Origin of the sequence: Kitasatospora sp. NPDC088264, assembly GCF_040685715.1 — a bacterium.
GTDB lineage: Bacteria > Actinomycetota > Actinomycetes > Streptomycetales > Streptomycetaceae > Kitasatospora.
Window position 1 is genome coordinate 266443 of record NZ_JBFBIR010000001.1, and the last position, 13271, is coordinate 279713.

The 13271-nt window shown below is 73.2% G+C and carries 12 protein-coding genes; 7 read left to right on the plus strand and 5 right to left on the minus strand.

Annotated features, from left to right (window positions below; translation table 11 throughout):
• Nucleotides 1-48 precede the first annotated feature (48 nt).
• Nucleotides 49-1227 (minus strand): acyl-CoA dehydrogenase family protein, encoded by a 1179-nt coding sequence (locus tag AB0O82_RS01155; protein ID WP_363579482.1) that lies wholly within the window; start codon nucleotides 1225-1227, stop codon nucleotides 49-51.
• A 117-nt stretch (nucleotides 1228-1344) separates the two neighbouring features.
• On the opposite strand from AB0O82_RS01155, the gene AB0O82_RS01160 reads away from it, so the two are divergent.
• On the plus strand, nucleotides 1345-1884 hold the full coding sequence (locus AB0O82_RS01160) for a GNAT family N-acetyltransferase (RefSeq protein WP_363579484.1): 540 nt from the start codon (nucleotides 1345-1347) through the stop codon (nucleotides 1882-1884).
• A gap of 11 nt (nucleotides 1885-1895) precedes the next feature.
• Here the strand turns inward: AB0O82_RS01160 and AB0O82_RS01165 are convergent, their stop codons facing one another.
• Together AB0O82_RS01165 and AB0O82_RS01170 are read right to left on the minus strand one after the other, a co-directional pair.
• Nucleotides 1896-2207: an AzlD domain-containing protein gene (locus AB0O82_RS01165; RefSeq protein WP_363579486.1), complete on the minus strand. Its 312-nt coding sequence runs from the start codon at nucleotides 2205-2207 to the stop codon at nucleotides 1896-1898.
• Nucleotides 2204-3070 (minus strand): AzlC family ABC transporter permease, encoded by an 867-nt coding sequence (locus AB0O82_RS01170; protein ID WP_363579488.1) that lies wholly within the window; start codon nucleotides 3068-3070, stop codon nucleotides 2204-2206. The genes AB0O82_RS01165 and AB0O82_RS01170 overlap by 4 nt, the downstream gene beginning before the upstream one ends.
• A gap of 164 nt (nucleotides 3071-3234) precedes the next feature.
• On the opposite strand from AB0O82_RS01170, the gene AB0O82_RS01175 reads away from it, so the two are divergent.
• Entirely contained in the window at nucleotides 3235-3816 is a 582-nt protein-coding gene (locus AB0O82_RS01175; protein WP_363579666.1) for a helix-turn-helix domain-containing protein, read from the plus strand.
• A gap of 21 nt (nucleotides 3817-3837) precedes the next feature.
• Here the strand turns inward: AB0O82_RS01175 and AB0O82_RS01180 are convergent, their stop codons facing one another.
• Complete coding sequence (locus AB0O82_RS01180; RefSeq protein ID WP_363579490.1) at nucleotides 3838-5649, minus strand: cholesterol oxidase substrate-binding domain-containing protein; 1812 nt, start codon at nucleotides 5647-5649, stop codon at nucleotides 3838-3840.
• Nucleotides 5650-6136: 487 nt separating this feature from the next.
• Here AB0O82_RS01180 and AB0O82_RS01185 point away from each other — a divergent pair, with 487 nt between their 5' ends.
• Both AB0O82_RS01185 and AB0O82_RS01190 read left to right on the plus strand, forming a co-directional pair.
• Entirely contained in the window at nucleotides 6137-6880 is a 744-nt protein-coding gene (locus tag AB0O82_RS01185; protein WP_363579492.1) for a carbon-nitrogen hydrolase family protein, read from the plus strand.
• Nucleotides 6881-7069: 189 nt separating this feature from the next.
• Nucleotides 7070-8476 carry a class II fumarate hydratase gene (locus AB0O82_RS01190; protein WP_363579494.1) on the plus strand — a complete coding sequence of 469 codons (1407 nt, stop codon included), beginning with the start codon at nucleotides 7070-7072 and terminating at the stop codon, nucleotides 8474-8476.
• A gap of 104 nt (nucleotides 8477-8580) precedes the next feature.
• Here AB0O82_RS01190 and AB0O82_RS01195 read toward each other — a convergent pair whose 3' ends face one another.
• Nucleotides 8581-9051 (minus strand): SPW repeat protein, encoded by a 471-nt coding sequence (locus tag AB0O82_RS01195; protein WP_063349890.1) that lies wholly within the window; start codon nucleotides 9049-9051, stop codon nucleotides 8581-8583.
• Nucleotides 9052-9237: 186 nt separating this feature from the next.
• Here AB0O82_RS01195 and AB0O82_RS01200 point away from each other — a divergent pair, with 186 nt between their 5' ends.
• The 3 genes from AB0O82_RS01200 to AB0O82_RS01210 all read left to right on the plus strand — a co-directional run bounded on the left by AB0O82_RS01200 (nucleotide 9238) and on the right by AB0O82_RS01210 (nucleotide 13155).
• Complete coding sequence (locus AB0O82_RS01200) at nucleotides 9238-9810, plus strand: PadR family transcriptional regulator (protein ID WP_363579496.1); 573 nt, start codon at nucleotides 9238-9240, stop codon at nucleotides 9808-9810.
• A gap of 141 nt (nucleotides 9811-9951) precedes the next feature.
• The gene (locus AB0O82_RS01205) at nucleotides 9952-11652 is read left to right on the plus strand and encodes an acyl-CoA dehydrogenase family protein (RefSeq protein WP_363579498.1); all 1701 of its coding nucleotides are present in this window, start codon (nucleotides 9952-9954) and stop codon (nucleotides 11650-11652) included.
• A 156-nt stretch (nucleotides 11653-11808) separates the two neighbouring features.
• Nucleotides 11809-13155, plus strand: a complete 1347-nt coding sequence (locus AB0O82_RS01210) for a phosphoribosyltransferase family protein (RefSeq protein ID WP_363579500.1) — start codon at nucleotides 11809-11811, stop codon at nucleotides 13153-13155.
• Nucleotides 13156-13271 lie beyond the last annotated feature (116 nt).

Consider the following 13271-nt stretch of genomic DNA (forward strand, 5'->3'; position numbering starts at 1 on the left):
CGGGCCGCGACGGCCCCGGCCACCGGAATTCCCGAGGTGGACGGCCCGTCAGTGGTAGGCGGACTCGCCGGTGATGGCCTCGCCCAGGATCAGGGTGTGGATCTCGCTGGTGCCCTCGTAGGTGAGCACCGACTCCAGGTTGTTGGCGTGCCGCAGCACCGGGTACTCGGTGGTGATGCCGTTGGCCCCGAGGACGGTCCGGGCGCTGCGGGCGATCTCCAGCGCCGTGCGGACGTTGTTGAGCTTGCCGAAGCTGACGTGCGGCGGGCGGGCCGCGCCCTCCTCCTTGAGCCGGCCGATCCGCAGGGCGACCAGGTAGGCCTTCTCCACCTCCAGCATCATCTCGACGAGCTTGTGCTGGGTGAGCTGGAATCCGGCGATCGGGCGGCCGAACTGGATCCGGCTCTTCGCGTAGTCGAGGGCGGCGGTGTAACAGTCGCGGGCGGCGCCGACGGTGCCCCAGAGGATGCCGTAGCGGGCCTCGTTGAGGGAGGAGAGCGGTCCGCGCAGGCCTGTGACGCCCGGCAGGACGGCGTCGGCGGGCAGGACCACCTCGTCGAAGGCGAGTTCGCTCGTGACGGAGGCGCGCAGGGAGAGCTTGCCGTGCACGTCGGTGGCGGTCAGGCCGCGCGCTCCGCGCTCGACCAGGAAGCCACGCACGCCCTCCTCGGTCTGCGCCCAGACGACGGCGACGTCGGCGATGCTGCCGTTGGTGATCCACATCTTGCTGCCGGAGAGCACCCAGTCGCCGCCCTTGCGCACCGCGCGGGTCCGCATGTTCGCCGGGTCGGAGCCGAAGTCCGGCTCGGTGAGGGCGAAGCAGCCGATCAGCTCACCCGCGGCCATGCCGGGCAGCCAACGCTGCTTCTGCTCCTCGGAACCGAAGGCGTGGATCGAGCGCATCGCGAGCGAGCCCTGCACCGAGACGAAGCTGCGCAGCCCGGAGTCGGCCGCCTCCAGCTCCATGCAGGCGACCCCGTACGCCACCGCGCCGGCGCCCGCGCAGCCGTAGCCGTCGAGGTGCATGCCGAGCACGCCGAGGGCGCCGAGTTCGGGGGCGAGTTCGCGGGCCGGGAAGACGCCGCGCTCGAACCAGTCGCCGATGTGCGGGCGGATCCGCTCCTCGGTGAACCTCCGGACGGTGTCACGGATCAGCCGCTCCTCGTCGGAGAGCAGGTCGCCGACGGCGAGCAGGTCGGACGGGTCGATCCGGGTCGGCTTCGTCATCGAAGCTCCTTGTAGTGTCGGCGGGATATCGACGGGATCCCGGTCTCGGCGCGGTACCGGCGAGTATGGCGCAACCGCCCGGACGGTGGGCGGGCGCGAGCGAGTGAGGAAGACGACATGGCGGGCGAGGCGTACGCGGTCGGTCAGGTGACGGCGGAGGAGTTGGACGGCGCGGCGGAGGAACTGGCCGGGCTGCTGGTCGACACCGTCCACGGTGGCGGGTCGCTCGGCTTCCTCGCACCGCTGGGGCGGGCCGAGGCCGTCGCGTGGTGGCGGGCGCTCGCCCCGGAGGTCGCGGCGGAGCGGCTGCTGCTGTGGACGGTCCGGGCGGAGGCCGACGGGCGGCTCGCCGGGACGATCCAGCTGCGCCCGGCGGTGCCCGCGAACGGGCGGCACCGGGGCGAGGTCGCCAAGCTGATGGTGCACCCGGCGGACCGGGGGCAGCGGCTGGCCGGGCGGCTGCTGGCGGTGCTGGAGGAGCGGGCGGCCGAGCTGGGGCTTCGGCTGCTGGTGCTGGACACCGAGACGGACAGCCCGGCCGAGCGGCTGTACGAGGCGGCCGGGTGGACGCGGGTCGGTTCGGTGCCGGACTACGCGACCGACCCCTCGGGGCGCGCGCACCCGACGACGATCTTCTTCAAGGCGCTGGGCGGCTGACGGACCGCCCTTCACCCCACCCCGCACAGCCGCAGCAGCGCCGTCGCCGCCGCGCCCGCGACCACCACCGCCGGAAACGGCGCCCGCCGCAGCGCGAGCACACCGGCGACCAGGACGCCCGCCGGGCGGGCCCAACCGGCGAAGCCCTGGCCCTGAGTGAGGGCGCCGGTGGCGACCAGGGCGACCAGCAGGACGGCCGCGGCGACGGCGAGCAGGTGCCGCACGCGCTCCGAGAGGGCGAGCCGGTGGCCGAGGAGCGGCCCGGCGAGGCGGAAGGCGTACGTCCCGACGGCCAGCAGCAGCACGGCGTACAACGGCATCATCGGGCTTCCTCCCGCTCGATCACCGGGACGCCCGGCTCCTCGACCGACGCCCCCTTCCGCGACTCCCGCGACTCCCGCGAGTTCCGCGAGTTCTGCGAGTTCTGCGAGTTCTGCGGCTCCCGCACCTCACGACCCTCCCGCACCTCACGACCGTCACGGCCCTCGCGACCGTCACGGCCCTCGCGACCCTCGCGCGTTCCGGGCCGCCCGGCGAACAACAGCCCGACGAGGGCGAGCAGGACGGGCAGCCCCGCCGGGACGAACGGCGTGGCCGCGACCGCGACGACGGCGCCTGCCACGGCGGCGGTACGGACGCGGCGGTCCGCGAGCGAGGGCAGCACGAGCGCGAGCAGCACGGCGGGGAAGGCCGCGTCGAGGCCCAGCGCGTCCGTGTCCCCGATCAGCCCGCCGGCCAGGGCCCCGAGGACCACCGAGACGTTCCACACCACGAACAACGCCAGTCCGCAGAGCCAGAAAGCGGCCCGTCGCCGTCGCCCGTCGTCCTGCCGCAGGACGAACGCGGCGGTCTCGTCGGTGATCAGCTGCGCGCCGAACACCCGCCGCCACCACGGGCCGTCGAGCACGTCGGCCACGGCGAAGCCGAAGGGCAGCAGCCGGGCGTTGAGCACCAGTCCGGTGGCGACGGCGGCGAGCGCACCGCCGCCGGACAGCACCACGCCGACCGCCGCGAACTGGGAGCCGCCCGCGAAGACGAGGACGGAGAGCGCGACCGGCACCCACAGGGGCAGGCCGCCGGAGGCGCTGATCGCGCCGAAGGAGGCGCCGACGAGCGCGTCGGCGAGGCAGACGAGAGCGATGTCCCGAAGGGTGGCACGCTCCAGTGTTCGGAGTATCGAACGCATGTCCACCAGCCTGAACCCATCGCCCGCCGTTCGTCAAGGCGAACGATTGGACCGGCAGGGCGAACGGCGGGCGGATGCGGACAGCCGCCCTCACGAGTGGCAGCATGAACGGCACCAGCCGCACGGGAGCCGGAGAAGGAGCCAGGAGAGCGTGAGTGGCAAGCATGAGTGACCGGACCACCCCGAGCGCGGGTTCCGGCGCGGACCTGATCGGCCTGATCTCCGTCTCCATCCGGCGCGAGCGCGAACGCGGCGGGCTGTCGATGGCGGAGCTGGCCCGGCGCGCGGGCATCGCCAAGTCGACGCTCTCCCAGCTGGAGTCGGGCGCGGGCAACCCGAGCGTGGAGACGCTCTGGGCCCTCGCCGTCGCACTGAACGTGCCGTTCAGCCGCCTGGTCGACCCCCCGCGCCCGGCGGTCAAGGTGATCCGGGCCGGCGAGGGCCCGGTGACCCACTCCGAGCGCGCCGACTACGCGGCGACCGTGTTGTCCTCCTGCCCGCCGAACGCCCGGCGCGACATCTACCGGATCGAGGCGCAGCCGGGCGAGACCCGGGCCTCCGACCCGCACATGCCCGGCACCGTCGAGCACGTGCTGGTCGGCTCGGGCCGGGCGCTGGCCGGGCCGGCGGAGGCCCCGGTCGAGCTGGGCCCGGGCGACTACGTGAGCTACCCGGGCGACGCCCCGCACGTCTTCCGCGCGCTGGCGCCGGACACCCTCGCGGTGATCGTCATGGAGCACATCTGACGATCCGTCGAATGCGCTCCGCTACTTCAACAACCTGTCCAGGAAGGGGTTCCCGAACACCCGGTGCGGGTCGTGCCGGTCCAGGACGGCGACCGCCTCATCCCAGCCCGGCCCGCCGCCGTCGCGCAGGCTCGCGGGGATGACCCGACCGATCAGGTCCGGGTCGGACCAGGCCGCGTCGGCGGTGTACGCCCAACCCTTGGACCACTCGACCCGCAGGCCCGCCCGGGTGCCGTCGAAGGTGCGCAGCAGCCACTGCTCCAGGTCGCGGGCGAAGCGTTCCAGCCCCGGGGTACCGGGGAAGGCCAGGACGTCGAGCCAGACCGCGGTGTCCCACTCCGGACGGTCCGCCCGAGGACGCAGCGCGGACAGCAGCGGCGGCCGCGCGCCGGGGACGCCGGAGGAGGTCGGGTCGTCCACGCCGGTGACCCGGATCTCCACCGCGCCGTTCACCGGGAACTCCCCTCGGGCCTGGTAGTCGGCGAGCAACTTCCGGTAGTAGGCGGCGAATTCGCTGACCACCCACTGGAGGTCGGCACGCTTGGCGAGGACCGCGTAGCCGTTGGCGGTGACCCGCAGGGTGGTGGGCCGGACGTACTGCAGCAGGCTGCGCGACGGGCCCCAGAGGTCGGAGCGCAGGCCGCCGGCGAGCAGGTGGGTGATCAGGTCGCCGCTGAGCAGGTCGCGGAGCAGCCCGCCGGAGAGGAGGACGTCCGTGAGGTCGCCGGTGAGCGCCACCTTGGCGATCAGGTACTGGAGTTGGCCGAACAGCGGGGCCGATCCCCAGGCGCCGGCGACGATCTGGCCGGCGAGCCGGGCGACCGGTTCCGGAATGCTGTCCGAGAAGGGGTAGTTGTAGGGCTGGTCGACGGGCAGGGAGCCCAGCGGTTTGGCCGGGGCGACGCTCCAGGTCTTCAGCCAGGGGTACTCGGTGTAGGCGAACCAGATCGCCTCGACCCGGCCGTCGCGCTCGACGAAGTCGGCGAGGGTGCGCGGGCCGCCACCGCCGAGCAGGCCACCCAGGAGCCCACCGCCGCCGCCTCCGGTGCCGGGGCGGGCGAACAGTTCGGCGGCCGGGATGTCGAGACGGCTGACGCAGCGCAGCGGCCGGTCCGCGCCGGCCCGCAGCACGACTTCGGTGAGGAAGGCGCGGCCCAGGTGCACGAGGAAGGCGGCGCTGTCGGCCTCGGCGCGCTCGAAGGTGCGCAGCGTGTAGCGGCCGGTGGCCGGGTCGAGGACGACGGCGGTGAGCCGGACGACCTGGTTGCTGACCGAGCCGTAGCCGTGCCCCTCCGGCCGGAGTTCGTGGGCGGCGGGTACGGCGGTGCCGTGGCCACCGATGGCGAGCACCCCGCCGACGGTCAGTTCGCCGGGTGCCGGGCACGCGGTCAGGCCGAGGCCCCGGTCGGCCAGGTGGGCGAGCAGGTCCTCCATGGTGGCGCCGGTCTGGACCCGGACGGTGGTCGGCGAGTCGGCGGTCATCGCGGTGAGGTGGCGGCTGGTGTCCACGAGCAGGACGCGGGCGCTGTCCGGGGTCCCGTTGGCGACGGTGAGCGGCGCCCAGGTGTGCCGGTAGCCGGTGGCGCGCAGGCGCCAGCCGTTGGCGTGCGCCCAGTCGGCGAGCGCCGGTACCTCCTCCGGTGTGCGGGGCGCGCAGGTCCACAGCTGGTCGGTGCGGATCTCGCCGGACCAGTTCTGGAAGACCCGCTGGTACAGCTCGGTGCCGGCGGGCAGGCCGGGCGGCACCGGGGTGGCCGCCTCGGCGCTGTCCGGGCCGATGGTGCCGCGCAGCAGCCAGGCCGCGCCGCCCAGGGCGGCCGAGGCGCCGAGCATCTGCCGCCTGGTGAGCCCGCCGCCCCTGGCGTTTCCACGGCGCTTCCCGTGGCCCGTCTGCGGAGCCGCGCCCGGGGCCGCCCTCGACTCCACCCCCGGGTCGGTCCCCCTGCGGTCTTCCGTGCCCCCGGCCATGCCCCGCCCTGTCGTCGTCATGAGTCCGCCCCCACTAGCCGGTCACCCGCGCCGAGCGGCGGTGATGCCGCACGGCGATGATGCCGAGCAGCGGCGATCAGGGTGGGGCCGGTGTGAATCCGGCCCAGGCAGGAGCGTACGAAGTGGCGTACGGCAGTTTGAAGCACTCCACGCAGCTATTCATCCATTCGGGTGATCATGCCCCGGGCCGGCGCCCGCTCCCGGCACAACGCGGAGCGGTACGTGCGTCCGCCCCGGCCGCCTCCCTCCCGGCTGCCACGCGAAACCCTTGTCCACCGCCCGGACCTGCGCATACGTTGATCTTTTCCACCTCGCGCCCGGAGGCACCGCCATGCCCGCACCCCTGATCGCCGCCGCCACCGTCACCGTGGCCGTCGCCCAGCCCGCCTGCGCCGACGCCGGCCGCCCGGACACCGTGGCCGTGAACGTCGAACGGCACGCGCAGGCGGTACGGGAGGCCGCCGCGCGCCTGGTGGTGTTCCCCGAGCTGTCCCTGACCGGGTACGACCTGGCCGCGCCCGCGCTCGGCCCGGCCGATCCGCGCCTCGCCCCGCTGGTCGCCGCCTGCGCCGCGACCGGCACGACCGCCCTGGTCGGCGCGCCGGTCACCGAGCCCGACGGGGGCGAGTCCATCGCCACCCTGGCCGTCACCGGCGAAGGCGCCGTCGTCGTGTGCCGGAAGACGCGGCTGCACGGCGCCGAGAACGACCGGTTCACCCCCGGCGACGGGCCCGCCGCCCTGGAGCTGGACGGCCTGCGGTTCGGCCTCGCGATCTGCGCCGACGCCGCCGATCCCACGCACGCCGAGGAGACCGCCGCGCTCGGCATCGACGCCTATGTCGCCTCCACCCTGTACGGCGCGGGGCCCGCGCAGGCCGCCCGCCGCGACGGGCACCTCCGCGACCGCGCCGCCGCCCACGGGGTGTGGACCGTGCTGGCCACTTCCGCCGGGGCGAGCGGCGAGCAGCCGCAGACCTCGGGCGGCTCCGGCTTCTGGGCGCCGGGCGGCGCCCTGATCGCCCAGGCCGGCACCGCGCCGGGCGAACTCGTCCGCGCCGAGCTGCCCCGGCGGTAACGACGGAGGCGGCCCGGCGGACGCGGCCCGACCGTCACCGTGGACGCGACCGGGCCGGAACGGCGAGCGTGGCCGGGCTGCGACAACCGGATGCGGCCGGGCGGAAATACCCGGGGCCCACGCGCGGCTGTGGTGATCGGAGACCGCTCGGGGCCGGACCACCGGCCCGTTCAGGAGGTGCAGCGCGTGATGGGTGACGAGCAGGAGAACCAGCGGGAGTACCGCGTCGAGCACGACTCGATGGGCGAGGTCCGGGTGCCGGCCGCCGCGAAGTGGCAGGCGCAGACGCAGCGGGCGGTGGAGAACTTCCCGGTGTCCGGCCAGCGGCTGGAGCGCGCGCACATCGCCGCGCTGGCCGGGATCAAGGCCGCAGCGGCCCGGGTGAACGCCCGCCTCGGCGTCCTGGACGAGGACACGGCGGCGGCGATCGCGGCGGCGGCCGAGGAGGTCGCCGAAGGGCGGTGGGACGACGAGTTCCCGGTGGACGTGTTCCAGACCGGTTCGGGCACCTCGTCCAACATGAACGCCAACGAGGTGATCGCCACCCTGGCCGCCGAGCGGCTGGGCCGCCCGGTCCACCCGAACGACCACGTGAACGCCAGCCAGTCGTCCAACGACGTCTTCCCGTCCTCGATCCACATCGCCGCCACCGCCGCCGTCACGCACGACCTGATCCCGGCGCTGGAGCACCTGGCGGAGGCGCTGGAGCGCAAGGCCGCCGAGTTCGCGCAGGTGGTCAAGTCGGGCCGGACGCACCTGATGGACGCCACGCCGGTCACCCTCGGCCAGGAGTTCGGCGGCTACGCCGCCCAGGTCCGGCACGGGCGGGAGCGGCTGCTGGCGACGCTCCCCAGGGTCGCCGAACTGCCCCTCGGCGGCACGGCGGTGGGCACCGGGATCAACACCCCGCCGGGCTTCCCGGCGGCGGTGATCGAGGAGGTCGCCCGCACCACCGGCCTGCCGCTCACCGAGGCGCGGGACCACTTCGAGGCGCAGGGCGCCCGCGACTCCCTGGTCGAGCTGAGCGGGCAACTGCGCACGGTGGCCGTCGGATTCACGAAGATCGCGAATGACCTGCGGTGGATGGGCTCGGGCCCGCGCACCGGCCTCGGCGAGATCAACCTGCCGGACCTGCAACCCGGTTCGTCGATCATGCCGGGCAAGGTGAACCCGGTGCTCCCCGAGGTGGTGCTGATGGTCGCCGCCCAGGTGGTCGGCAACGACGCGACGGTCACCCTGGCCGGCGCGAGCGGCAACTTCGAGCTGAACGTGATGCTCCCGGTACTCGCCCGCAACGTGCTGGAGTCGGTGCGGCTGCTCGCCAACAGCGCCCGCCTGCTGGCGGACCGGACGGTGGACGGCATCACCGCCAACGTCGAACGGGCCCGGGAGTACGCGGAGTCCTCCCCCTCGGTGGTCACCCCGCTGAACCGCTACCTCGGGTACGAGGAGGCGGCGAAGGTCGCCAAGCGGGCGCTGGCCGAGCGGAAGACGATCCGACAGGTCGTGCTGGAGCACGGCTACGTGGAACAGGGCAAGCTCACCCGTGAGCAGCTCGACGAAGCCCTCGACGTCCTGCGGATGACCCGCCCGTGACGGCCACCGACCCGCCCGTGACGGCCGCGGCTCCCTGACGACGTGCGCCGGGGCGCGGAGGACGGTTCGGCCCTCCACGCCCCGGACGCGGGCTGTCAGTGACGTCAGCCCTTGGCGCGGCCGGCGCGGCCGAGCCGCATCGCTGCTCCGTTCGCCGTGATCGTGGCCATCGAGATCGCCGCGAGACCGAGCAGGAACATCACGGCACCGACGATGACGCAGGTGACGATGTTCCTGCCCTGCGCGGCCGATCCGGAGACGAGCCAGGGAGAGACGATCGTCCACGCGCCGAGCACGGTGGCCGCCCAGGCCCTCGCGTGGGTGCGCTCGTAGGCCGACCCGTATCCCGCCATCAGCACGCAGTAGGCCAGGCCGACGATCAGGCAGGTCACGGTCAGCGTGTTGAAGGCGGTGAAGCCGACGATCCATGGCGATGCCGCCAGGAAGAGGCCCGCCAGCACGGCCAGGGCCTCCGTGGCCTGGGCGCGCGGGGTCGAGGTGATCCGCTCGTAGTGCTCCCGTAGTTCGACGATGTCCGGGTGATGCTCCATGCCCATCGGAATCTGGGTAGACACCGATACCACCTCCTATGGTTCGGAACATGGAGGGCTCTTGCCCCGTACCCATTCTGGCGCTTCTCCGATGATTTGCGCCTTTTGGCCGTAAATGCTCGACAACCATCCGATCACGGCGGTGACCTGCGTCTCACCACTCCGGCCCCCCATTGCCTATGCAATTCGTTGCATAGCAGGATGCCGGACATGGCACTGGAGCACGCGATCCTCGTCTCACTGCTGGAGCAGCCGGGCTCGGGCTACGAACTGGCCCGGCGCTTCGACCGCTCCATCGGGCGCTTCTGGACCGCCACCCACCAGCAGATCTACAAGGTGCTGCGGCGGATGGAGGCCGACGGCTGGGTCGCCGCCGAAGAGGTCGCCCAGGACGGCCGACCGGACAAGAAGGTCTACTCGGCGGCCGACGCCGGACGGGCCGTGCTCGCCGGCTGGCTGCGCGAACCGGTCGAGCCGGAGTCCGTCCGACACGAGCTCGCGGTCAAGATCCGCGCCGCCGCCTTCGACGACCCGGCCGCGCTGATCTCCGAGGTCGAACGGCACCGCGAGAGCCACGCCGCCCTGCTCGCCCGCTACCTGCACGGCGAGCAGCGCGACTTCCCCGACCTCACCGCGCTCGACACCCAGCAGGAGCTCCAGCACGTGGTGCTGCGCGGCGGCATCGAGTACGAGCGGATGACCCTCGCCTGGCTCGACGACGTGCTCGCCACCCTGCACCGCCTCGCCGTGGATGACAGGTCACAGATGACGGGTGACAGATAACAGAATCTGAACGCTGAAATCTGAAATCTGTCAGTTGTCATCTGTTCACTGTTCGCCGTCACCCGCCGGCCACCACCCGCCGCCTCCTCACCCGCCACCCCTCACCCTCGACCCCTCACCCTCGACCCCCGGGAGCCCGTGATGCTCTTCAACCCGCGTACGTACGACCCCGCGCAGTTCGACGAGCCGGCCCGCCGGCTGCTGCGCGCGACCGTGGACTGGTTCGAGTCCCGCGGCAAGAAGGCACTGATCGACACCTACGTCGACCGCACCTGGTACGCCGACTTCCTCGAATTCGCCGCCAAGGAGGGCCTGTTCGCGGAGTTCCTGACCCCGTCCGCGGCCGACCCGGGCAAGCGCTGGGACACCTCCCGGATCGCCGAGCTGAACGAGATCCTCGGCTTCTACGGCCTCGGCTACTGGTACACCTGGCAGGTCACCATCCTCGGCCTCGGGCCGGTCTGGCAGAGCAAGAACGAGGCCGTCCGGGCCCGCGCCGCAAAGCTCCTGACGGAGGGTCACGTCATGGCGTTCGGCCTCTCCGAGCGCACCCACGGCGCCGACATCTACTCCACCGACATGATCCTCACCCCGGACGGCGAGGGCGGTTTCACCGCGACCGGCTCCAAGTACTACATCGGCAACGGCAACGTGGCCGGCCTGGTTTCGGTGTTCGGCCGCCGCTCCGACGTCGAGGGCCCCGAGGGCTACGTCTTCTTCGCCGCCGACAGCCGCCACGACGCGTACCACCTGGTCAAGAACGTGGTGAACGCCCAGATGTACGTCAGCGAGTTCCGGCTGGAGGGCTACCCGGTGCGCGCCGAGGACGTGCTGCACACCGGGCAGGCCGCCTTCGACGCCGCGCTGAACACCGTCAACGTCGGCAAGTTCAACCTCTGCACGGCCTCGGTCGGCATCTGCGAGCACGCGATGTACGAGGCCGTCACGCATGCCCACAACCGGGTGCTGTACGGCCGGAAGGTCACCGACTTCCCTCACGTGCGACGGGAGTTGACCGACGCGTACGCCCGTCTGGTGGCGATGAAGATGTTCAGCGCGCGGGCCGTGGACTACTTCCGCACCGCCTCCCCCGAGGACCGCCGCTACCTGCTGTTCAACCCGATGACCAAGATGAAGGTCACCACCGAGGGCGAGAAGGTCATCGACCTGATGTGGGACGTCATCGCCGCCAAGGGCTTCGAGGCGGACACCTACTTCGACAAGGCGGCGAAGGACATCCGCGGCCTGCCGAAGCTGGAGGGCACCGTCCACGTCAACCTGGCGCTGATCCTCAAGTTCATGGGCAACTACCTGTTCGCCCCGAGCGACTACGCTCCGGTGCCGACCCGGCTGGACGCCGCCGATGACGCCTTCCTGTTCCGCCAGGGCGCGGCCCGCGGCCTCGGCGCGATCCGTTTCCACGACTGGCGCACCGCGTACGACCGCCACACGCAGCTGCCGAACGTCGCCCGCTTCCGCGAACAGGCCGACGGCTTCTGCGAGCTGCTGCTCAGCCACGCGCCGAGCAAGGAGCAGCAGGCGGACCTGGACTTCCTGCTGGAGATCGGCCAGCTGTTCGCACTGATCGTCTACGGCCAGCTGGTGCTGGAGCAGGCGGAGCTGACCGGCCTGGACGAGGACGTCCTGGACCAGATCTTCGACGCGCTGGTCCGCGACTTCTCCGCGCACGCGACCGAGCTGCACGGCAAGGCCTCGACGACCCCGGAGCAGGCCGCCTGGGCGCTGGCGAACGTGCGCCGGCCGGTCGCCAACGCGGAGCGGGCCGCCGCCGTGTGGGCCCGGGTCGAGGAGCTGTCGGGCGCGTACGAGATGCGGCCGTAGCCGCCGCGCGGAACGTGGAACGACCCCGGGGGCGCGGACCGGGGGCACGGGCCTGAACCCCCGGTCCGCACCTCCGGCCCACGCCCCCGGGGCCCCGCCCCCTCGGTGCCCCGCCCGACGCCGCCCGGACGTACCGTGGAACACGGAGGGCGCGTCATGCACGGCACCGGGACCCACTTCACCGACCGGACCGACGCGGGCCGGCGGCTGGCCGCCCGCGTGGGCCACTTGGGCGGCGCCGACACCGTGGTGGTGGCGCTGCCCAGGGGCGGGGTTCCGGTGGCCGCCGAGGTGGCGGCCGCGCTCGGCGCGCCGCTGGACATCTGCGTGATCCGCAAGCTCGGCGTGCCCTACCAGCCCGAGCTGGGCATGGGGGCGATCGGCGAGGACGGCGTCCGGGTGCTGAACGAGCAGGTCATCCGGCTGGCCGGGGTCGGCGACGACCAGCTGGCCGCCGTGGAGCGGCGCGAGCGCACCGAGTTGGAGCGCCGGGCCCGCCGCTACCGGGGCGGCCGCCCGCCCACCGACCTGCGCGGCCGCACGGTGATCGTGGTGGACGACGGCGTCGCCACCGGCTCCACCGCCCGGGCCGCCTGCCGGATCGTCCGGGCCCGGGGCGCGGCCCGGGTGGTGCTCGCCGTCCCGGTGGCCCCGGCGGACTGGACGGAGCGCCTGTCCGAGGTCGCCGACGAGCTGGTCTGCGTCGGCACACCGTCGCCGTTCTTCGCGATCGGCGAGTTCTACGGGGACTTCGCGCAGACCGGCGACGAGGAGGTCCTGCGGCTGCTCGCCGAGGCCGCGGGCGGGCGGCGCGCGCCGGGGCCGGTGGACGTGGACCGCGAGCTGGTCCTGCGCGCCGCCGGTGTGCGCCTCGCCGGCCGGTTGACCGTCCCCGCCGCACCGAGCGGCATCGTGCTCTTCGCGCACGGCAGCGGCAGCGGCCGGCGCAGCCCGCGCAACCGTCACGTCGCCCGGTACCTGAACCGCTCCGGGCTGGCCACGCTGCTGTTCGACCTGCTCACCGAGGCCGAGGAGCCGGACCGCCGCAAGGTGTTCGACGTCGCTCTGCTCGGTGACCGGCTGACCGCCGTCGCCGAGGAGCTGAGCCGGCTGGAGGAGACCCGCGGCCTGCCGCTCGGCCTGTTCGGCGCCAGCACCGGCGCCGCGGCCGCCCTGCACACCGCCGCCGCGCTCGGGCCCGCCGTCGGCGCGGTGGTCTCCCGCGGCGGGCGCCCCGACCTCGCCGGTCCCGACGTCCTGGGCCGGGTGAGCGCCCCGACGCTGCTCGTGGTCGGCGGCCTGGACACCACCGTGATCGACCTGAACCGGCGGGCCCGGGCCCGGCTGCACTGCGTGAGCGAACTGGCGGTGGTGCCGGGTGCGGGCCATCTGTTCGAGGAGCCGGGCACGTTGGACCAGGTCGCCGAGCTCGCCGGGGCCTGGTTCCTGCGCCACCTCCCCCCGCTCGGGACCGCCCAGGACCCGGTGTCGCGGGCCCCGTGAACCGGTCCCGATCGGCAGCACATTTTGCGCAGCCGAATGCGGGATTTCCTGATCAGCTTGTACACATTGAACAGTGAAATCCCGACCTGTTGCCCAGCCACCCGGACAGGAGCAAG

What these genes read in the sequence shown, in the direction of transcription:
- AB0O82_RS01165 (WP_363579486.1), bottom strand. Translation starts at nt 2,207, where the DNA reads ATGATGCCGTTGTACGCCGTGCTGCTGCTGGCCGTCGGGACGTACGCC.
- AB0O82_RS01185 (WP_363579492.1), top strand. Translation starts at nt 6,137, where the DNA reads ATGCCCGCACCCCTGATCGCCGCCGCCACCGTCACCGTGGCCGTCGCC.
- AB0O82_RS01210 (WP_363579500.1), top strand. Translation starts at nt 11,809, where the DNA reads ATGCACGGCACCGGGACCCACTTCACCGACCGGACCGACGCGGGCCGG.
- AB0O82_RS01175 (WP_363579666.1), top strand. Translation starts at nt 3,235, where the DNA reads ATGAGTGACCGGACCACCCCGAGCGCGGGTTCCGGCGCGGACCTGATC.
- AB0O82_RS01180 (WP_363579490.1), bottom strand. Translation starts at nt 5,649, where the DNA reads ATGCTCGGCGCCTCGGCCGCCCTGGGCGGCGCGGCCTGGCTGCTGCGC.
- AB0O82_RS01205 (WP_363579498.1), top strand. Translation starts at nt 9,952, where the DNA reads ATGCTCTTCAACCCGCGTACGTACGACCCCGCGCAGTTCGACGAGCCG.
- AB0O82_RS01190 (WP_363579494.1), top strand. Translation starts at nt 7,070, where the DNA reads ATGGGTGACGAGCAGGAGAACCAGCGGGAGTACCGCGTCGAGCACGAC.
- AB0O82_RS01170 (WP_363579488.1), bottom strand. Translation starts at nt 3,070, where the DNA reads ATGCGTTCGATACTCCGAACACTGGAGCGTGCCACCCTTCGGGACATC.
- AB0O82_RS01155 (WP_363579482.1), bottom strand. Translation starts at nt 1,227, where the DNA reads ATGACGAAGCCGACCCGGATCGACCCGTCCGACCTGCTCGCCGTCGGC.
- AB0O82_RS01200 (WP_363579496.1), top strand. Translation starts at nt 9,238, where the DNA reads ATGGCACTGGAGCACGCGATCCTCGTCTCACTGCTGGAGCAGCCGGGC.
- AB0O82_RS01160 (WP_363579484.1), top strand. Translation starts at nt 1,345, where the DNA reads ATGGCGGGCGAGGCGTACGCGGTCGGTCAGGTGACGGCGGAGGAGTTG.